Genomic DNA, 19732 nt, shown 5'->3' on the forward strand with positions numbered 1-19732 from the left:
GAACTTGTCAAAACGGTTCAGAAACTCCCTCTATTCAAACACAACCACTAGTTGCAAATAATTCTCATTCCAAGTTCGAGGGCTGTACGATAGCAATGAATTAAAATTAGATCAAATAAAAATCATTATCATTTGCGATTGTTGGGTTTTGTTGTGATAATCCCCGTTATTGAATCCGCTCATAGTTAGAAAAATCAACAAAGGAGGTTTTGTGAACTCTATGTATCACAAGGCTCAAGCCCTTATAAAATCTACAACCAACCAATTTTTCCAGCACTTTGGCTGGCACACTATCAAACAAAAAATTAAGCAAAACATTCGAAAAAAAATTGGCCGAAGCTTTACGCTTGGCGCTAGCAATAGCCAGTTGGCAAAGTTTGCGCATCAAGCCAAGACATCAATTTTGCTGCTGTGTTTATTCACTAGCTTGCCAAGTTCGGCTGAGCGCCTGATCACAGCTGGCGGAACGATCACAGAAATTGTTTACGCGCTTGGCGCAGGCGACCAAATTGTCGCGGTTGATCAGTCAAGCACCTACCCTGCTGCTGCAACAAAATTACCCATGATTGGCTACTATCGCGATCTTGCGAGCGAAGGGGTATTAGCGCAAAACGCTGATATGCTACTTGCCATCGAAGGGGTTGGCCGAGCCAATGTGCTTAAGCAAATCGCCAGTGTCGGCGTGCAGGTTAAAGTACTTAACAAACCAGAGTCGGTTGAAGAGCTTTATGCTTTGATTGACGAATTGGCACTAATTCTCAACAAACCCGCTCAAGCCAAAGCATTAAAGGAAAAAATTGCAGCTTCACTGCCAGAAAAACAGCAACTAGGCGGTAATGCGGTATTTTTGCTGTCGGTTGGGAGCCGAGGTTTAGTGGCGGCAGGCCAAGATACTGTGCCTAATTTGTTATTTGATTATTTAGGTATCAACAATATTGCAGGCGAGCATAACGGCTATAAAACACTTGGTCGTGAAGCCTTACTTACCGCGAACCCTGACTTTATTGTCGCCGCTTCACATAGTGTGGTGAGTCTCGGCGGCAAGCAGGCGTTCTGCCAGCAAGCTGCATTGGCACTAGTTCCAGCAGCAACCAAGTGTCGATTACTGGTTGTCGACGGCCTTAAAGTGCTCGGCATGACCACACGACTTGCTGAAGCGTTAGCAGAGGTAAAAACTTACGCATTAACGCTTTATCAGCAAAAACCTGACGGACAATTCTCAACTAAAGTGAGCCCGCAATAATGAGCACAGTTGCTCAAGTGCTGGTGAAGCAGCAACGTCATAGTCTTATTTGGCAGGCTGCAATTGTCGGCTTGATGTTGATACTAGCAGTAATTGCGCTAGCGTATGGCCCTGCTGGCTGGGATTGGCGCTTAGCGTTCGCCTGGCCGTTTAGCCCAGAAACCTTTGGCTTTACCGAACTGCAATTGCAGGTTGTTATGCAAATTCGTCTGCCCCGCTTATTTATCGCCATATTAATCGGCGCGGTATTAGCACAATCAGGCACAGCAACACAAAGCTTGTGCCGCAATCCGCTGGCAGAGCCAAGTATTATTGGTATTAGCGCAGGTGCCGCTGTTTGCGCCGTTGCGGTAATCGCTTTCGCGCCGCGCTTTGGCTACTCGCCGGATGTCATCTTGCCTTACGCCGCCTTTGCTGGCGCACTACTCACTACTTGCTTGGTTTATTTGCTCGCCAACCGCAACGGCGATATGCAAGTAATCACCTTGATTCTGGTGGGAGTAGCGATCAACGCCTTAGCCATGGCCTTAATTGGTTTGTTTAGTTTTTATGCCGACGACAACGCGCTGCGCTTAATAAACTACTGGACGCTTGGTTCACTAGCCGGTGCTACTTGGCCTGGTATTTTACAGGCGCTACCGTTATTGCTGTTAAGCCTTGGCGGACTTTATTGGCGCCAATCTCAAATAAACATCTTGCTACTTGGTGAATCAGAAGCCAAATACTTGGGCATAGATACGGTGCGTTTAAAGCGCGAAATTATCGTTTGGGTAGCGCTAGGCATAGGCGCAGCAGTTGCGCTTGCTGGCATGATTGGCTTTGTTGGTTTGGTTATGCCGCATATTGCTCGCTTGCTGGTTGGCCCTAACTTAAAGCAAATGTTACCACTGGCGATGCTACTGGGTGCCTTAATGCTATTGCTTGCCGACTGGCTAGCCAAGGTACTTGTTGCCCCTGCCGAACTGCCTATTGGTATTATTACAGCTCTGATTGGTGCACCGTTATTTGTTTACCTGCTGCTTGAACAACAAAGGAGCAATCATGGTTAGTGAAAAAAGGCTGCTGGCCGAAATTAATCAATTAGTAATTAGCTTTCGCGAGCTCAATATCACGCGTGGTCAGCAACGTATTTTGAGTGATGCCACAGGCCATATCTTTAGTGGCGAATTAGTCGCCCTCATTGGCGAGAATGGCGCGGGTAAATCAACGTTACTGCATGCACTTGCAGGCCAGATCCCAGCAACTGGCTGTATTGAATTGCATGGCAAAGCATTGTCCGCTTGGCCAATTCATGAACTGGCAAAATACCGCGCGGTACTTAATCAGCATAATGCTCTGCCATTCGCCTTTTCAGTGCCAGAGCTTGTCACCATGGGACGCTATCAGATGGTTGAAAGCAATGCTGAGCGCAATGACAAAGTTGCACAGTATATTGCTGAAGTAGAGCTATCGCACAAAGTCAGCCGCAAAGTGAATCAGCTCTCTGGTGGTGAATTACAGCGCTTGCAATTTGCGCGCTGCCTTTCACAGCTTGACGCCCCCGTTGAGTCTGCAATCCCTGAATCTAAAATAGATGAACTGCAAACAGCCGAGCAACAAAACGCAGAACTTGAGTCAAACAGCCAAGAGCAACAGGCACCCAAGCTAATGCTATTAGATGAACCAACCGCCGCGCTGGATTTACGCCATCAACACAGCTTACTTAAGTCAGTGAAGTACTTTACCCAGCAAGGTAATAGCGCCATTGTCGCCATTCACGACCTTAACTTAGCGGCCTTGTACGCAGATAAAGTGATGCTGATAAAAGATGGCAAACTGGCTTATAAAGGCAGCCCACAATCGGTCTTAACTAGCGAGATATTAAGCCAAACGTATCAAACCCCAATTAATGTAATGCCCTATCCACAGGCCAATGTGCCTATGGTCTACTCGGCAGTAAACCAATAAAAAAGCGCTAGCTGATGCTCGAACTAACACCAATATCAAGCAGAAAGCTCGCGACGAGTAAGGAGAAGAACAATGCGTAAACAAGCTTTATTTGAAGCCAAACAATTAGTCAGAAGTACCGGAGTTGGCGTGATCGCCACTCACTCAAATAATTTAAAAGGTTACCCATTTGGCTCAGTCAGCCCCTATTTATGTGACAGTGATGGCAGTTTGTATTTTTATATTAGCGATATTGCCCAACATGCGAAAAATCTAACGCTTGATCCAAAAATGTCGATCACCATTTTTAACCAAGCTGAGCAAGGCGATCAAAACACCCAAGGACGTGTCACTATTGTTGGCGATACCACTCCCGTTGATGCGGAGCTACAAACTGAGCTTATCGATAAATACGTGCGCCTTTACCCAGCAGCCGAAAGCTACAAGCGGGCGCATGATTTCAAATTATGGCGATTGAACGTAAAGCGCGTTCGCTACATTGGCGGCTTTGGTAAGATTTTCTGGCTAGAAAAAGACGAATGGCAGGCACCAGAAAGCCCATGGGACAACGCTAGTGAGCAACATATGATTGAGCATATGAACGAAGATCATCAAGATGCAATGGCCTTAATGTTAAAACAACATTTTAACGTTGAAGACGAACAGCCAGTGATGGCAGGTGTGCTTGCTGACGGTTGTTTCTTACAAAGTAAAGAGCGTAACTTCTGGCTCGACTTTGAACAACCTTGTGAAAACTCTACCGATGTTCGTAAAGCTTTGGTGAAATTAACGCACGATGCACGAGCGGCTTTAGCTTAAAACTAGCGCGTACTTCATCTAAGCTAGCCTAATAGTTTAACTGCTCTCCCCCTTAGCTAGCATGTAAATAGCAGCTAACTCACCGCAAATTATTGAGTTAGCTGCCCTACCCGCCAATTATCAAACCATCTATCGTTGTCTTAGGGCGACTCTTTTGTCAGTTTTCTCATCCGACCAGAAATTGATGTTTAGTCGTGTTTTCGATAATAATATCAAGATGAAAAACTGATAAAGACGCTTATCAACACATTATGACAACTAATGCGCCCGCCATAGAAAACGCCGCTCATGTCTCAACGAAAGTCTTATCGAAGCACACTACTTTGTTTGAGTTAGCTGGCTATATTCAGTCAATTTATCTAGTCAAACAAGGTGACGAACTCTTGTTACTTGACGGTTGTTGCCGCGCCGATATTAAAGTGATTCGCGAATATATAGAGCACACGTTAGTGCTGCCATTGAGCGCGTTAAAGCTGGTAGTGGTTACCCATATGCACCCTGATCATGCGGGTGCCGCGCATAAACTCCGCAAGCTAACTGGTTGCCAAATCGCAGCAGCGAACGTTGACGGCCATTGGTACAGTGGCCTTGATGGTAAGCTGATGCATTTAACTGACATTGCCCTAGCCAACTGGGTTGGGCAACGAAAAGGCAAAGGTAAGCGCAATTTGTGGTACAACCCGAAACTCTCACCAGACATCAAACTTGATGACGGTCAGCTATTACCAGGCTTTGGTGACTGGCAGGCATTATTTACTCAAGGCCATACCGATCGTGACTTATCCCTTTATCACCAGCCAACAGGCAAAGTTTATGTCGCTGACTTAATGGTGACGGTGAAAGGCCGCTTTATCCCGCCATTTCCTTTGTTTTATCCCAATCGCTATCAAGCTTCACTTCATCGTATTAAAGATCTGTCACCCAGCGGCATTATGTTGGCGCATGGCGGCGAAGTGCACCCTGACGATGATGATTATCAGCACTTATTTGAACGCGCCCCGAAAGTGCCACTCACTCATTGGCGCTCGGTAAAAATAAAGCTTAAAAAAGTGCTCTTTGCTCGTTAAGCTAATAAGTAAGTAATTAACAAACTCTTTATAGCAATTTGCTATCCAAGACAATACTTTACAGGACAGTGCTTTATGGATCGCAGCACCTTTATCAGCCAGTGTTTACAGCAAACCGATAACGCTCTGCCACATGAGGGCATCGAAAAGCACCGAAAAATGGCAACCAGTCCGTTTGTTTTTTTTCGCGGCTCAGCGCCTTTATTTTATGCAGATATTCAAGCGGGCAATTTAGCGCTTCCCGAAGAGCTGTCTTTGTTACCGTTAACCAATATTATGGGCGATTGCCATGCTTCAAATTTTGGTTTTTTAACCGAAGAAGGTGCGCACGGCGATACGGTAATTTTCAGCCCAAACGATTTCGATGATGCCTGTATTGGCCATGCTACTTGGGACCTTGCGAGATTTATTACCAGTTTGTTTTTAACGCAATGTCACTGCCAAGGGGTAAAAGCGGGGGAAATTACCGCAGAAAAAGACTATTCAAGCAAACCTGTTATTTCACTTGAAGATTGCCACACAGCCGCCAAAGATTTTTTAACCAGCTACCTTGATACTTGTCAGCAGTGTATTGATACTCCACAGCAGCGTAATCAAGCCCTTACCGAATTTTCCGAGCAACACTTGTTGCACAAACATTGGCTAAAAGCACAATCGCGCGCCGCTAATGGCGACACTTTTTACAGCAAAAGTGCATTAGCTAAGGCTGTTGATTTAACCGATGACGGTATTTGCTTTGCCAACTTGCCAGAGAAATTTGCCAAGCTTGACGATGACGACTATCAAGCGCTACATCACCAATTTAGGCCATATGTTGACGATCATATTCACGATATTGTCGCTCGCTTAAACGCAGGTACTGGCTCAGTAAATATGGGGCGCTACTACTTATTAGTTGGCCCGCAAACATCGCCACAAAGCCAGTTATCACTGTGTCATATTGTTGAAGTAAAGCAGCAACGTAAAGCCGCACCACTCGCTTATTTTGACGACTTATCACCAGTAAACCAGCTTAACGCGGCGCATCTCACGGTAAATTGCCAACGTCGGATGCAGCGCAACCCAGATTTGGTGCTAGATGAAGTTGAATGGCAAGGTCATCATTGGCTAGTGCGCTCTCGCCATCATGCGAAAGTGGGCATCAAGCCAGAGCACATCGGCTTAGGTAAAAAAGCGACGAGTAAACAAGGCTTTGTGCAATACGCACAGGCTTGCGGCCAAGCACTAGCCCTTGCCCATTGCCGTGGCGATCGCCGCTCAACCCTATTTGAACAAGCGGTTGTAAATACTCTGCCAGACGTGACTAGCAGTTTAATTAGTGCTTGTCATCACTATGCCGAGCAAGTTCAAGCAGACACAAAAGCGCTTAACGTTATGCTTCATGCTTAACGATTAATAACGTAATCCAAGCCACTCGTAATCGCTGCCACTTGCGCCAAAATACAATTTTCATCGTCGACTTTCGGGCTGTCTGGGTAAACTTCCGTTGTCGTCGCGAAACTGGCATCAGCAAGTCCTGCGCATAGCCCTAACTTCTTATAGGCATAGTTAATCACGCCGTGTTGCTCTAATGGCGCACCGATAATCTCACCGTTTTCGTCAGCAGGCGCGATATGAGTGACTTGGGCAACAGCGGCAATAATAGCTTGTTGAAATGCAGGCTGAGGATTTTCGCTATCCCCCACCAAGTAAAAACCATCAGGAATATTCCAGTTGGTTTGGGTAATCCCTTCACGCGCAGCAAGTGCTGGTCGAAACTCACTGTTATCAGTGTCTGTGGTTTCATGTAGGTCAATATGAATATCAAACTTAACCCCTAAACTTGCGACATAAGCCATAGTCAATGCCGACTCTTGCGCAGGGCTTTCTTCAAAAAACGAGCGATTTGGGTCAATCGCCTCAGGATTCCAGCGATTAATGGTTTCATAACCCCAAGGGCTTAAACACGGTAGTACCAGAATATTATAGTGTGTAGCGTAATCAGCCAATTTGGTTTCGGCAAAACGTATCGCGCCTTGCACACCGCTGGTTTCATAACCGTGCACACCACCAGTGACTAAAACCGTTTTTTTCTCATTTGACCAGTTTGCACTTTTAATTGCCCACAACTTGTAGTCACCTGTGTGATAGGCCAAAGTGCCATAGCTTTCGACATGAATTTCGGCATTACTTTCGACAGTTAAGTCGCTCGCTAGTTTATTAATTTTAGCTTCAACTTCTGCTTGATAAGAGCGTTTAACTGACTGGTTTTCAAGCCATAACGAACGCTCTGCTTGCCCCCATTTCTGGCCAAGCTTGCCAATTGGATACTGTGACATGGTCTATTACCTTTTTTCTTTTGTTACCGCGATATAACTAACGCATTGTGTTTTACGCAAGAAAAAGCGAGCACATGGCTCGCTTTCGAATATTTTACATTGATGCCTGCTTGTCTACTTGTCAGCACGGCTCATAAAACGTTTTTCTTCGGTATTCACCTTAATGCGCTCACCGTTTGAAATATGCTCAGGCACTTGCACAATAAGCCCAGTTGATAAGGTTGCTGGCTTAGTACGTGAAGTAGCTGATGCCCCTTTAATTGAAGGGTCGGTCTCAACAATGTCTAATTCAACACTTGAAGGTAAATCTAGCCCCACTGGGCTGCCGTCCACCAAAATCACTTGCAAACCTTGCGTGTTTTCATCAATAAATAACACTTCTTCGGCAATAGACTCTTTATTCATGTTGTATGGGGTGTAGTCTTCATTGTCCATAAACACGTACTCGTCACCATCAAGGTAAGAGAACATCGCTGGACGGCGAACAAGATCGGCTAAATTTAGCATGTCGACATCTTTAAAGGTTTCATCAACTTTTTGCCCCGTCACCACATTGTACATACGCATGCGGTACAAGCTGCCACCTGCACGGCCCTGCGGGACAGAGCGCTCAATATCTTTAACAAAATAAACGCCGCCGTTATATTCAATTGCGGCATTTTTCTTAATATCACTTGCCTTTGGCATAAGTAAGCTTCCTTATAAAATTAACGGCGAAACGTTAGCATAAAAATCAATGGAATACAGCCGCTGGTGATATCAAAAATAAAGCGCAATTCGACGCTATACGCATCGAACTGTGCTGTGCGTTTTACTATTAGAAGACACAATATAAGCGATTGAAACGGCGAGCCAGGCAATAAAACCACTGCTTATTCATTACCCTTCATCAACTAACAAATTAATAAAAAACAACGTGTTAGTTTATGTTAATTTGCAAATCAATAAAAAATCATTCGCCAAAAGCTCAAAATTTACAAATCAAGATTCTTTTGCATTAGACAACTTTTATCTTGTTAATGGCGGTAAATAGTAGCAGCCATTGACGGTGATATTATTCCCGCTTTCTTACTCAATCGCTAACAAAAATAAGACAGAGAGAATCATGATCAGACCAAAATTTTTAGTTGCTAGCATAGCCACCGCATTAAGCGCTGCCGCTATTGCTCAAGACGAAGCTGCCCCGCCCCTCGATGCATCCACACAAGAACCAGAGGTTATTACCGTAACCGCGCAAAAAAGGGTTGAGCGGTTAATTGAAGTACCTATTGCCATGACCAATATTCGCGCAGAAGATATGCACCAAACGGGTGTTCAACAACTTAAAGATGTGGCCCAGTATATTCCGAATTTTACGATGAGTGATGGCTCTGACTTTACCGCTCGCGTATCGATTCGAGGTGTTGGCTCAAACAGCCGCAATATTGGCTTTGATTCACGCGTGGGGGTTTATCTTGACGGCGTTTATTTAGGGCAATCACCGGCGTTAAACCAAGCACTCCTTGATTTAGAGCGCATTGAAGTTCTGCGCGGGCCACAAGGCACTTTATTTGGTAAAAATACCGTTGCCGGAGCCGTTAACTTAATTTCCACCAAACCCCATGACGAATTCACTGGCAAGATTAACACCTCATTTGGTAATTACGGCGCGAAAGAAGTTGCCTTACTTGCCAATATACCGCTAACCGACAACTTATTTTCAAAAGTCTCCATCAGTAAACAGCAACGTGATGGCTTTGTTGAAAACCAGATCACCGGGGATGATATCAATGAGCTTGACGATAGCTCAATTCGGGCGCAGCTGTTGTACGTTGCTGATGACGAGCGTTTTGAAGCCCGCTTATCGGTTGATGCACTAACCGGTGATCGACTCTCTTACACCGGAGAAGCTGTCACCGATCCTTTTGGTGTAACCTCACCAGCCATTGAATTGGGTGAATTTGAAACGGCAACAGGCACAAACCCCTATGAAGATCGCGACATCAAAGGGGGCTCGTTATCCCTTGATTGGGAACTCGATAGTGGCTTTGCCGTGCGCAGTATTACCGCCCAACGCGATAGCGATATTGAATATATTAACGATACCGATTACTCCCCTATCGACTTAGTGACCATTAATTATCAAGATAGCTATGAGCAGTTTAGTCAGGAGCTACAATTAATTTCGCCAGATAGCGGAGATGTTAAGTACGTTCTCGGCCTGTATTATTATGATCAAGCGGCAACCAGCACTCGAGCCGTTATCGGAGGTGAACAAGGCGGTTTGCTCGGTGTCTCAGCGCCGGTGATCACCGACGGTGATGTTGATACCACCAGTTACGCTGCGTTTATCAATGGTAGCTATCAATTGTCTGAGGTTTGGAAATTAGGTTTTGGTATACGCTACTCAACCGAAGAAAAAGAGGTTGATTGGTTGATTGACGGCGCTGGTGCTCCGGCATTTGGTGTCGCAACGGGAACTGTTGTAGATAGTAGAAAGGATGTGCATTTAGCGCCTACTTTGAGCATTAATTATGAATTTAACCGCTATTTATATGCTTACTTTAGATACGGTAACGCTTATAAAAGCGGTGGCTATAACCTAGATTTTTTAACGGCTGACACCCTAAGCCAAGGGATTGAATTTGACAAAGAAACCGTTGATAACTACGAATTAGGGCTAAAAGGTCATTTATTGGGCGGTGACTTGAACTTTACGCTCGCGGCTTTCCAAACCTTTTACGACGACTACCAAGTGAACCAATTTATTGAGCTGGACAATGGTGGTACGTCGATCAGTATTGAGAATGCTGCCGAGGTGAAAACCCAAGGTATTGAAGCAGAGCTAACTTACAATATTGACGATCACTGGGTAACCTTTGCCTCACTTGGCTTACTCGATGGTGAGTTTGAAAGCTTTCCCGGCGGTGGACCAAATGGCTCAGACGCGTCTGGCAATGACTTACCCTTTGTTTCTGACGTTACTTTTAGCCTAGGAGCACAGTACCATCACTATATTCAAGCCTTGGATGCACAATTATTAGCTCGCCTCGACTATGCTTATCGCTCAGACTTCTATGATACCGTTGATAATATCAGCAGCCGTGATTTAGTTGATGGCACACAAGTCCGCTTTGGTGAAGTCGACAGCTATAACACCATCAATGCTCGCCTTAGCCTAACCAGTGAACAAGATACTTGGGAAGTGGCGTTGTGGGTTAAAAACTTAACGGATGAGAGTTATCTGACTCGCACTGGCAGAGATTTTCTCGGCACGATCAGACACTTTAGAGGCGCGCCTCGCACCTATGGTGTCGAGTTTAACTACCAGTTTTAAATTATTAATCACAAATTTCCTTTGTTAGTAATAAGCCAGTGCATTGCATAATGCGCCGGCTTATTTTTATCTGACCAATGAGCGCTGTAACTCGCAGCTTCCTCTTTTATTCCCCAGCTCATACGCCAATTAACTTTTACTATAACAACGATGCTCAGCGCAAAAACATTGACAATATTTAAGCCTTAGTAACCGCGAGCTCCAATAAGAAATAGTGCATGCCAAACCAATTGATAAACTGACTATTATAAGTTGCTGCTAGCCTAGAGTTATTGCTGGAGCATGTTGAATTGACGCGTTAGTCGCCGCTGTCAATTCAACGCCCTGGTATTACTGATTAAAAATCGTGTAATAAAACATGATCGACTTATGCAGGTTATCAGTGCTGATGCGTTCGTTTAAGCCGTGAAAGCCCGCCAATTCTTTTTTTGATAACAGGATAGGATTAAAACGATAACTATTTTGTGCCACTTGGCTGTAATACCGACTGTCTGTTGCGGCGACCGTCAAGCCCGGAATGACCACTGGGTTATCAAATACAGTGCGAGTGGTTTTTGCCAGCAGCTTAAAGCTCTTACTTTGGTAATCGGCAACTTTAGAAGCCTCCATCTCACGCATCACATTCACACTAACACGCTTATCGTTAATGGCTGTAGAAAGGTGTTCAACCACTTGCGCTACGGTCTGCTTGGGGTGAATACGCAAGTTAATCACTGCCTCGGCAGTTTGCGGCAAGACATTAGGTTTAATACTGCCGCTTAGCATAGTCGGCGCTACTGTGGTATTGGTTAACGCATTGGTGATTGGGTTCGCCGCTAGACGGTTTTCCAGCAGGCCACCAAATAACCATTGATTGGCAAACACCAACTGTTTATCAAACGACATGTATGGCGCTAACTGCTTAAACATGGCATTGGTCAGCTCATCAATGTTGTTGTCCATTGGCATATGGCGAATATTTACTAGTGCTGAGGCCAAAATATCAACGGCTGTTGCTTGTGGTGGAATAGAGGAATGGCCGGCTTCTGCATGTGCGGTTAACGTCACATTAAGGTAGCCTTTCTCGGAAAGATTGATGGACGCGACGGCCTCATCAACGCCGGGAAACATTCCGGTAAAGACAAAGGAGCCTTCATCCAATGACCAGGCTAACGCTATCTCACGCTCGGTAAAGTACTGGCTGACTCCTTGCGCACCATCAAGGCTACCGATTTCTTCGTCATGAGTAAACGCTATATACAAATCGTGCTGAGGCACAATCCCTTGCGCTAGCGCTAGCTCGATAGCTTCTGCAATCGCAATAACAGCGCCCTTGTTATCCAGCGCACCACGCCCCCAAATATAGCCATCGGCAATCTGCCCCGAAAATGGTGGGTATTGCCATTGCTGGGCATTCGGTGTTGGCACGACATCATAGTGTGCTGATATCAGTGCTGATTGCTCACTGCTTTGGCCCTGCCAATGAAACAGCATGGTATGATCAGCAATCACCGTACGCGCTAACTGTTGATGTAATCGTGGGTAACGTTGAGCAAACCACAATTGAAAATCGATAAACGGCTGATAATCTCTCTGTGCCGGTTGAAAATGTGAAATCGTTTTAAAGCGCAACGCTTCAGCCAAATGGCGCTGTGCTTGGCCAACATCAATCGATAGTTGACTCGTACTACCTGATACTGCCTGTGCGCCAGCAGATTGTTTTTTATCGTTTTGCGCCTCGGTGACATAAATCACAGTGCGGGTGCATAATGCTGAAACGAAAATCAGCAGTACCAAAAATACATTTAATCCAAATTGCTTAACCATAGTCCATCTTTTTTAGTGCGGTTCAAAGTATGGCTATCTAAACGAATATTTACCTCTATTTCTTCTGACTCTGTAAATTAGGAGTTTTTTGTCTTGTTAAATAGGATTAATCGGTTGTTTTAATCGCAGTATTTTCGCCTGAATCGGCGCTTAGTGCTTGCTGACGGTATTTTTTGGGTGTTTGTGCAAAGTGTTTTTTAAAGTGCGTAAAGAAGGTTGAGGTTGAATTGAAGCCAACGTCATAACCAATTTCTGTGACTGATTTTTCAGAGTGATGGCGCAAGTATTTAGCCGCTTCAACAATGCGGTAACGATTAATAAGATCGTAAAACGACAAACCTGCGTAGCCGTTAATAGTTTCTGAAATATGGTGAACAGGATGTTCTAATGCATTCGCGATATCGACAATTTTCAGACCCGGGGTTAGAAATGCTTTATCGCGCTCAACATACTGGGTAATTTTATGCCAAAGTTGTGCAGCCGCGTGAGTGGTTAGACTACTGGTGCGGTATTTTCCCTCAACCTCAGGTTCTTTATCATCGTTATCACTTGAGCCATCAGCAACTGGCTTGTCTAGAGCACTGGCTGAAACTGCATGCTGGTGATTTAGCTCCTGCTCTGCAGGCGATTTTTTCGTTAATACCGTGTTACTCACCGGTGTTTTTAACGCTATCAGCTCTTCTTTTAGTTGTTCAATTGCCGGTTTAGTTTGGTGGCTACTGAAAAAGGCAAAAAGCAGTAGGATCACAGTTGGTGTAATCGCAAATAACAGGTTTTGACTATATCGCGGTACCAAAGCAAAATAACTGAGCAGCTCATAACTGATTGACGCTAGCATACTAACAATTGCACAGTATGCTACGACCGACAGCCAGCGCAATTGAATATCTTCAATCGCCGAAAAATAGTCTCTAATGTTAACCTGATGAGACTTGAGCCTTGCTAAAACCAATAGCCCGTAACCAAACATCGACGTATAAGCCAACCATTTGTGCAATGTTCTACTGGCAGCAAGCGGCTGACAATTGGGGTTTACCCAACAATCCAATGCCAACCACGATGTTTGACTCACGGGAAGTTGCCACCACCAGAGCAACATTAACAAAGGCGCAGGTACAAAATGTAGCAGGTAGCCCATTCGCCAACGATGATGACTTGTCGTTAAATTGCAGGTATATAAATACAGTAACGGACCGAAACACATTTGCAGTGAAGAAAAATAAAAACGCTCCTGTGCCAGCCAATGATGGTTGACATCGAACAAGACAAAGTTGAAGGCAAATGCACTACTGAGCACCAACAAGGTAGCGGCGTAAAAACGGCTTACACGGTCAAGCACTGAATTGCAGCAAACGGTAGCGGCAATACTAACGGCCATCGAGGCACAAATAATAACAACGAGATGATAAAGCGCTAATGAATGCGGCTTAACAAACCAATCGACGAGGTTTTCTACGGCCATAATTTCCATTGATGGTTACTTATCCTTCTATCTTGCCTTATGCTCCTGCTCGTTGCCTGTTTGATATCAACATTAGGTGAGATTGCTAAATGCACATGCTGAGTGAACTCTATGACAAAACAAACGAAGAAACATTAACATAAAAAATCAACGGAATACATCCGAAATAGCGCCAAGCAACGGGCGCTATCATTATCCGACTTCAAGCACTAACCCGTAAACTTGGTGAGCTAAGCATTTAGCGATGCTGAACGTTGGCCAATGCCTTCGCTTGTTGTGCGGCATTGGCCACGTTTTCAGTCATTTCGGTATCTGACGAACAACTTGCACCACGTTTGTATAAAAACGTTGGTATTTCTATCTATCTCATCAAGACAGTAAGCTATCTGCGCACGCGGGTAATAAACTCAAGACGATTGCCGCTTGGCTCGCGGATCATCATATGCTGTGTGGGGCCTCGACCTAGGTTTTCAGGTGCAAATTCAATTTTTACACCTGGTACTGATTTTAGCGTTTCGTGAAGTTGGTTTAACTTGGCTAAGCTGTCTACCTGAAATGCCAAATGGTGCAAGCCAACATTAGTTTTGCGGTTAAATGGCGTTGCCTGCTCACCATTTGTCGTTTGCCATAACGTTACGGTTATCGAGCCATTATTTAAAAAGTAGGCGGGATAGTCCGCATCTTTACCTAGCACTTTAAAACCCAGCGTTTCAGTGAAAAATGTTTTTGAGCGCTCAAGATTAGAAACCGCAAGCCCTACGTGGTCAACACCACCAATTGGGCTCGTTTGCTGGGCAACCTGAGCTTTTGGCTCAGCAGCATAAGCGGCAGTGCTGCAAACAACTGAGACTGCTGCACTAATAAGTCCAGCAGTAATCGCACCAGTAAAGACACTGGCAGTACCTAAGCGGTTTAGGCTAAAAAGATTTGTTTTCATCGGTGATCCCTTAGTAATAATTTTCCGATAAGAACAGTTTAGTTAAAAAATATATTCAACTAAGTAATGAGTATGCGATGACTAGCTGGCTTTTTCCGACCAATGGTTATTACGCGTGAATTTCTGTAGGTGCCACTTTGTTCCAGCTAGAGTTTTTTTGACAACTAAAATCACGTGCCTTGAAGTAGCAGAGTTATATACACTACTTAATAAAGTAACCAATTGCTCGCCACTCGCCGCTTTGTTTGCTTAATGTTAACGTTTCAATAGCTTTAGTTTTTTGTTCAAATTGCGTCTTAAAGGTCAGCACTAAATAGTGCCCGTCGGGTATTCCTGGCAACGACGTATGTGTTTGAGCTGAGTGTTTCTTTCGCATGACGACCTTCCCTAACGGTTTTCTGACGTTGCGTAGCGCTTTTTGCCATATACCGCTGGTTAACTGCGATTTGAATAAACTATCTGCTTCTTGCCAGCTCTTGTTATATTCACCTGCATCAATCATTTGTAGCCAATTCATGCCTGCATTGTCGTCTAGTAACGATGCATCATTTGCAAAAGTTATAGGCACTAGTACCCAACTAATCATCAGAATAAATAGCACTTTCTTCATATTAATCCCTTTAATAATGAATGTTTAGCGTAAGTGTTTACGCAATCTAAAGAACGTTTTAGCTCTCTAAAATCATTTTTAAGTTATTGAGACCAAACTGCAGGTCATCACCAATCACTTGTTTAAAATCGATAAATAAAAACATGAGATTCATCGGATAATTTAAATGCCCTTGAAAGCCCCAGCTAACTTGAGTTTCTGTGCTACTAACTGCTTCGGTGGTCATATAAGCAGGAGAAGTCGCCTCAAAGGGTTTGATGAACCTGAGCTCGTAGTCAATTTTTTCTCCTTCTTGGATAGCAATAATTTCTTGCTCACCAGTGCCGACATCTGGGTGCTCTGACTCCCAGCGAGAAACAAAACCAACTTGTGCATCGTCGCCACGAAAGGTTTTTACCATGTTGGGATCAATTTGTGCCCACTTACTATAAATATTCTGATTTTTTAAATACTTTACGTAATCAAACACTTCTACTTTAGGTTTGTTAATAATGACTTGTCGCTCTACCTCGTAGCTATTGGGTAGGAATAAGGCAACGATTAATGGCAATGCGATAATAGCGCCAATAATTAAAATGAGCTTTTTTAACATGATTAGAACATCCCGTTTCAATATTAGAATTGTTTTGGCTTGATATATGCTGAATCTAGTTAGCTTTACTGATTAGCAGTAAGTGTTTGTTATTTAAAGAAAACCTTCACCTAACCAACCCGGCAATCAAAAATTCAACAAGATCTGACGTATAAAGCCAATATTGTTTTAGCAGTTTGGTTGAGCAGTATTCATTTTGCAAATCTAAGTAAGCTAAATGCACTTAGAAATGAACAGAAAAGCGGTTATTTACCGGTAAAAAAATAGGCTTCATCCTTGAAGCACAAAGGAAGTGCGAAAAAGATAAAACGCACTGGGGTATTGGGAGAAAAAACTCATTCAAAAACACTTCGCTAACAATCGCTCGCGTTCAATTTGCGTAAAACGTCTGCTCGCTTGGTACTGATACTATTGACCTAGCATTTGTGAAAATACTTTCACATTTTTTATTCTTTTACCAATTACTGTAAATCCTTTAAAAACTTCCCGTTTAGTGGCTGAGCTTTGCTATTCTCAGCACTCGAAAAGCCGCATATTCAACAACATTAAAAAAGCGCGTTGCATCAAGCTAACGCGCTTTTTTACTATTACTTTTTTACTATTACTCTTTCACTACTAACGGTTAGATTAAAACGGACAGAGTTAAGTGTATTTAAGCTAGCAGTCGCTCTACATAGGGGCGAACGGCACTTACTGTTGTGCAATGATTGGGAATAGAAACACTGCGGTAACCATCACCTAAGAATGCGCGATCAATTTCAATTAATACGCCCGTTTCACTGCCATTATCTACAAAGGTCACTTCCAGTTCGCGAGCGCCAAATAGCGAACAGCTCTGTGGTTTAAACTCATATTCTTGGTAGCAAGGTAAGTGAGATGCAAAACCATGGCCACGCACTTGCCCCGCTTCAATATCAATTTTAAATAATGAGTAGCCGCTTTGTTCCACTAACTCTAATACTGCTAATTGAGTGGCTGAAGGGTGAATAAACAAGCTGTCTTTATCTGAGCCGTCTAATCCATTTTTAATATCTAAGCCGGTTTGCAGCCAAACTTTGGAAACATGTTGGCCAAACAGTTCAGTCGCTGGTGTTTCTGGATGCAAAGTTAAAGTGAACTGACGGGTAATGACTTCACCCGGTGCCACCGTAATATTGAGTTCTTGATGCCAATGCTGCAGCACGATGCTTTTATTGTAAGTCACTTCTTCATCACCAACATCCGCTTCGGCTTTAGCCTGTGCCATCACCGCAAGTTCTAGCCCATTAAGCTCTTGCGCAACTTCACCACCAGTAATGACCACTTCAACATCGAAGTCATCGCCAGCGCGCATTGTATCTGACAGTAAAATCGCATCGACTTTTGCTTTACCAATGCCAACACTGGCTAATAGTTTCTTTAACATGATTAATTCCTTAATTTGACTCGAGCCTGTTAATCGCTCACTTCACTTAAACCTAAATTTTGATAGTGCCGTACAACATTTTCGCTGATCTTCCCCCAATGGGACTGTTTTGCTCGGATTTGATGTTGCTCGAACGCCGCTTGATCAACAAACTCTTCATACACATTAAACCGGTTCGCATATTGTTGCGCGGGCTCGACATTAAATACTAAGCAGCCGGGCTCAGCTCTGGTCAGTTCGATATGCCGTTCAAGCGCTTCTTTAACTAGGCTCAATTCACTTAGAGGCACTTCAATATAGCCTTGTAAGATTACCTTGGACATTAGGGTTAGTACCTTTTTGATGTTGTTGTTATGACAGTTAACGCTTTGATTAGTATACGAATGGCTGTGTTAGCTGAAACCATTAAAAACAGCAATTAGAACGATGGCAATAGTAAAGGTGGCAACGCCTGCAAACAGGCAATGGTTTTTCATTTGCTGAGATACTGGGCTTCTTGGATATGTGCCTAAACTCACCAGTTTTAACACGCTAAAGCCTACCCCATATAAAAGGCGATCAACAATAAGCTCAACCACAAGGTAGCGAACAAGACTCATAATAAATCGACCGATTGGTGCTAGTGCTTCTTCCATAACCTTCCCTGCCTGATATTTCTTTTGGCTAGTTATTTATATACCTAGTTATTTCTTTACCTAGTTAACTGTATAAGGGGGTTTAGTTATTTTTCAATGGCTGAAATTGTAAAATAAATTAACCACAATAAAGACATCTTAATGTGTAGCTTTTTATTTTGTTGACTTGCCGTTAGAATGAGCGGCTTTGTTAATCATTCGCTGAGTTTCGTTTGTTGTCTTTAATTCACTTATCTTGTCGTCGCCCTATTGCTAAGCTTTCAGGTGTTAACCGAAAAAGCCCAATACAATGGCTAGGCGCGCTATCGCTAGGCTTGATGCTAAATGGCTATGCTCAAGCAAACGAGACAAGTTCGAAGCAACGAGTAAAAACGCAGTCAATCACTAGCTTTAACAACACATTAGCAAGAAAAGTTAGGCATACGCTCAATAAATACAGTATTCCTGGCGGTGCTTATGCCATTGTCCGCGGCGACCGTATCGCAGCAATTGAAACCTTTGGTCATATCGACAAAGAAAAAAGCCAAAAAGTGAATTACAGTACTGTGTTTCGATTAGCGTCAGTGTCGAAACCTTTTGCGGCAACACTAACCACTATGTTGGCACATGAGCAAAAGCTATCGCTGAACGACCCGATCACAAAATACGTTCCCCATTTTCAGTTAAAAACCACGGGGAAAGCAGAAAAGATAAAGCTCAAACACATTCTCAGCCATACCAGTGGCTTAATGCCAAATACTTACGATAACCTACTCCATGAAAAGTGGAGCATGGACAAGGTGATAGGCCGTTTTAATCGCCTTGATCCAATATGTGAGCCAGAAAAGTGCTATGGCTATCAGAATATTGCGTATGGTTTTTTGCAACCGGCCATCGAAGCTAGCCAAGAAAAGAGCTATGCCGAGCTGCTCGAAGAAAAAGTGTTTAAGCCGCTAAACATGGCCAATGCCAGCGTTGGTATTGGGGTGTATCGCGATAACAGCAACACCGCGAAGCCTCATATTTTACGCAAACGTATTAAAACCGGTAAAAAAGACAAACAAGGGAATGCCATCAGGCGTTATGTGTGGCGTGAAGTTTATGTTTCACCTGATTACTACAAAGTTGAGCCTGCAGCTGGCGTAAATGCCAGTATCACCGATTTGGCGAACTGGTTAATTGCCAACCTAGGCCACAAACCAGAAGTGCTTTCACCGGCATTGTTGGCGGATTTGACCACGCCACGAATCCGCACTCGCAAAGACCTGAAGCGCCGCCACTGGCGCTCACATCTTAAAGATGCCCACTATGGTTATGGCTGGCGTGTTTATCAATTTGACGATTACCCGATTATTTACCATTCCGGCTGGGTTGAAGGGTTCCGCGCCGATATTGGCTACTCGCCTGACTTAGGTGTGGGATTTGCGATATTAATTAATGCTGAGTCTAATGCGATCAATAAAATTTCCAGCGACTTTTGGGCAAGTGCAGATAAAATTGCTGTACCTCAGCAGACTAAAAATATCGCTCAAACAACAGAATCACACAACCAAGCTGAAAGGCATGAAGGCAAAGCATTTGCCAATCACTTTTAGCCTTTAGCCTTTAGCCTTTAGC

The 19732-nt window shown here is 43.9% G+C and carries 18 protein-coding genes; 8 read left to right on the forward strand and 10 right to left on the reverse strand.

Translation table 11 applies throughout. From position 1 onward, the window contains the following. The first annotated feature begins 220 nt into the window (after positions 1 to 220). The 6 genes from DXX94_RS04740 (at position 221) to DXX94_RS04765 (ending at position 6444) form a co-directional block, all read left to right on the forward strand. The gene (locus tag DXX94_RS04740; protein ID WP_116014188.1) at positions 221 to 1243 is read left to right on the forward strand and encodes a heme/hemin ABC transporter substrate-binding protein; all 1023 of its coding nucleotides are present in this window, start codon (positions 221 to 223) and stop codon (positions 1241 to 1243) included. Next, entirely contained in the window at positions 1243 to 2292 is a 1050-nt protein-coding gene (locus DXX94_RS04745) for a FecCD family ABC transporter permease (protein ID WP_116014189.1), read from the forward strand. The genes DXX94_RS04740 and DXX94_RS04745 overlap by 1 nt, the downstream gene beginning before the upstream one ends. After that, complete coding sequence (locus DXX94_RS04750) at positions 2285 to 3190, forward strand: ATP-binding cassette domain-containing protein (RefSeq protein WP_116014191.1); 906 nt, start codon at positions 2285 to 2287, stop codon at positions 3188 to 3190. Before DXX94_RS04745 ends, DXX94_RS04750 begins: the two co-directional genes overlap by 8 nt. A 72-nt stretch (positions 3191 to 3262) precedes the next feature. Further along, a complete protein-coding gene (locus DXX94_RS04755) occupies positions 3263 to 3988 on the forward strand; it encodes a HugZ family pyridoxamine 5'-phosphate oxidase (RefSeq protein WP_116014192.1) in 726 nt (241 codons plus the stop codon). A 251-nt stretch (positions 3989 to 4239) separates the two neighbouring features. Further along, complete coding sequence (locus tag DXX94_RS04760) at positions 4240 to 5055, forward strand: MBL fold metallo-hydrolase (protein ID WP_116014194.1); 816 nt, start codon at positions 4240 to 4242, stop codon at positions 5053 to 5055. Between the two features lie 75 nt (positions 5056 to 5130). Further along, positions 5131 to 6444 carry a DUF2252 family protein gene (locus DXX94_RS04765; RefSeq protein ID WP_116014195.1) on the forward strand — a complete coding sequence of 438 codons (1314 nt, stop codon included), beginning with the start codon at positions 5131 to 5133 and terminating at the stop codon, positions 6442 to 6444. Here the strand turns inward: DXX94_RS04765 and DXX94_RS04770 are convergent. Both DXX94_RS04770 and efpL read right to left on the reverse strand, forming a co-directional pair. Further along, positions 6441 to 7373 (reverse strand): M14 family metallopeptidase, encoded by a 933-nt coding sequence (locus DXX94_RS04770; RefSeq protein ID WP_116014197.1) that lies wholly within the window; start codon positions 7371 to 7373, stop codon positions 6441 to 6443. The genes DXX94_RS04765 and DXX94_RS04770 overlap by 4 nt on opposite strands. Positions 7374 to 7487: 114 nt before the next feature. Then, a complete protein-coding gene (efpL, locus tag DXX94_RS04775; RefSeq protein ID WP_116014199.1) occupies positions 7488 to 8060 on the reverse strand; it encodes an elongation factor P-like protein EfpL in 573 nt (190 codons plus the stop codon). A gap of 418 nt (positions 8061 to 8478) precedes the next feature. Between efpL and DXX94_RS04780 the strand changes: the two genes are divergently transcribed. Further along, positions 8479 to 10689, forward strand: coding sequence for a TonB-dependent receptor (locus tag DXX94_RS04780; RefSeq protein WP_116007389.1), 2211 nt, complete (start codon positions 8479 to 8481; stop codon positions 10687 to 10689). Between the two features lie 330 nt (positions 10690 to 11019). Here the strand turns inward: DXX94_RS04780 and DXX94_RS04785 are convergent, their stop codons facing one another. The 8 genes from DXX94_RS04785 to DXX94_RS04820 all read right to left on the reverse strand — a co-directional run bounded on the left by DXX94_RS04785 (position 11020) and on the right by DXX94_RS04820 (position 18136). Beyond that, complete coding sequence (locus DXX94_RS04785; RefSeq protein WP_116007388.1) at positions 11020 to 12495, reverse strand: M20/M25/M40 family metallo-hydrolase; 1476 nt, start codon at positions 12493 to 12495, stop codon at positions 11020 to 11022. 106 nt (positions 12496 to 12601) lie between these two features. Continuing rightward, complete coding sequence (locus DXX94_RS04790) at positions 12602 to 13966, reverse strand: helix-turn-helix domain-containing protein (protein ID WP_116014200.1); 1365 nt, start codon at positions 13964 to 13966, stop codon at positions 12602 to 12604. Positions 13967 to 14339: 373 nt separating this feature from the next. Beyond that, the gene (locus tag DXX94_RS04795) at positions 14340 to 14894 is read right to left on the reverse strand and encodes a VOC family protein (RefSeq protein ID WP_116014202.1); all 555 of its coding nucleotides are present in this window, start codon (positions 14892 to 14894) and stop codon (positions 14340 to 14342) included. Between the two features lie 202 nt (positions 14895 to 15096). Then, positions 15097 to 15504 carry a DUF4019 domain-containing protein gene (locus DXX94_RS04800; protein ID WP_116014204.1) on the reverse strand — a complete coding sequence of 136 codons (408 nt, stop codon included), beginning with the start codon at positions 15502 to 15504 and terminating at the stop codon, positions 15097 to 15099. A 58-nt stretch (positions 15505 to 15562) separates the two neighbouring features. After that, positions 15563 to 16096, reverse strand: a complete 534-nt coding sequence (locus DXX94_RS04805) for an SRPBCC family protein (protein ID WP_116014205.1) — start codon at positions 16094 to 16096, stop codon at positions 15563 to 15565. 652 nt (positions 16097 to 16748) lie between these two features. After that, entirely contained in the window at positions 16749 to 17501 is a 753-nt protein-coding gene (locus DXX94_RS04810; protein ID WP_116014207.1) for a sporulation protein, read from the reverse strand. Positions 17502 to 17530: 29 nt separating this feature from the next. Beyond that, entirely contained in the window at positions 17531 to 17824 is a 294-nt protein-coding gene (locus DXX94_RS04815) for a putative quinol monooxygenase (protein WP_116014209.1), read from the reverse strand. Positions 17825 to 17893: 69 nt separating this feature from the next. Then, entirely contained in the window at positions 17894 to 18136 is a 243-nt protein-coding gene (locus DXX94_RS04820) for a hypothetical protein (RefSeq protein ID WP_116014210.1), read from the reverse strand. A gap of 215 nt (positions 18137 to 18351) precedes the next feature. Here DXX94_RS04820 and DXX94_RS04825 point away from each other — a divergent pair, with 215 nt between their 5' ends. After that, the gene (locus DXX94_RS04825; protein ID WP_258872099.1) at positions 18352 to 19710 is read left to right on the forward strand and encodes a serine hydrolase domain-containing protein; all 1359 of its coding nucleotides are present in this window, start codon (positions 18352 to 18354) and stop codon (positions 19708 to 19710) included. The last annotated feature ends 22 nt before the right edge of the window (positions 19711 to 19732 follow it).

The sequence above is a fragment of the Thalassotalea euphylliae genome, from assembly GCF_003390375.1.
In the GTDB taxonomy this organism is placed as follows: domain Bacteria; phylum Pseudomonadota; class Gammaproteobacteria; order Enterobacterales; family Alteromonadaceae; genus Thalassotalea_F; species Thalassotalea_F euphylliae_A.

Bases quoted from the DNA above. Each gene is read 5' to 3' on its own strand.
- DXX94_RS04785 (WP_116007388.1), bottom strand. From the start codon at position 12,495: ATGGTTAAGCAATTTGGATTAAATGTATTTTTGGTACTGCTGATTTTC.
- DXX94_RS04820 (WP_116014210.1), bottom strand. From the start codon at position 18,136: ATGGAAGAAGCACTAGCACCAATCGGTCGATTTATTATGAGTCTTGTT.
- DXX94_RS04805 (WP_116014205.1), bottom strand. From the start codon at position 16,096: ATGTTAAAAAAGCTCATTTTAATTATTGGCGCTATTATCGCATTGCCA.
- DXX94_RS04800 (WP_116014204.1), bottom strand. From the start codon at position 15,504: ATGAAGAAAGTGCTATTTATTCTGATGATTAGTTGGGTACTAGTGCCT.
- DXX94_RS04815 (WP_116014209.1), bottom strand. From the start codon at position 17,824: ATGTCCAAGGTAATCTTACAAGGCTATATTGAAGTGCCTCTAAGTGAA.
- DXX94_RS04795 (WP_116014202.1), bottom strand. From the start codon at position 14,894: ATGAAAACAAATCTTTTTAGCCTAAACCGCTTAGGTACTGCCAGTGTC.
- DXX94_RS04765 (WP_116014195.1), top strand. From the start codon at position 5,131: ATGGATCGCAGCACCTTTATCAGCCAGTGTTTACAGCAAACCGATAAC.
- DXX94_RS04755 (WP_116014192.1), top strand. From the start codon at position 3,263: ATGCGTAAACAAGCTTTATTTGAAGCCAAACAATTAGTCAGAAGTACC.
- DXX94_RS04760 (WP_116014194.1), top strand. From the start codon at position 4,240: ATGACAACTAATGCGCCCGCCATAGAAAACGCCGCTCATGTCTCAACG.
- efpL (WP_116014199.1), bottom strand. From the start codon at position 8,060: ATGCCAAAGGCAAGTGATATTAAGAAAAATGCCGCAATTGAATATAAC.
- DXX94_RS04745 (WP_116014189.1), top strand. From the start codon at position 1,243: ATGAGCACAGTTGCTCAAGTGCTGGTGAAGCAGCAACGTCATAGTCTT.
- DXX94_RS04740 (WP_116014188.1), top strand. From the start codon at position 221: ATGTATCACAAGGCTCAAGCCCTTATAAAATCTACAACCAACCAATTT.
- DXX94_RS04780 (WP_116007389.1), top strand. From the start codon at position 8,479: ATGATCAGACCAAAATTTTTAGTTGCTAGCATAGCCACCGCATTAAGC.
- DXX94_RS04810 (WP_116014207.1), bottom strand. From the start codon at position 17,501: ATGTTAAAGAAACTATTAGCCAGTGTTGGCATTGGTAAAGCAAAAGTC.
- DXX94_RS04750 (WP_116014191.1), top strand. From the start codon at position 2,285: ATGGTTAGTGAAAAAAGGCTGCTGGCCGAAATTAATCAATTAGTAATT.
- DXX94_RS04790 (WP_116014200.1), bottom strand. From the start codon at position 13,966: ATGGAAATTATGGCCGTAGAAAACCTCGTCGATTGGTTTGTTAAGCCG.
- DXX94_RS04770 (WP_116014197.1), bottom strand. From the start codon at position 7,373: ATGTCACAGTATCCAATTGGCAAGCTTGGCCAGAAATGGGGGCAAGCA.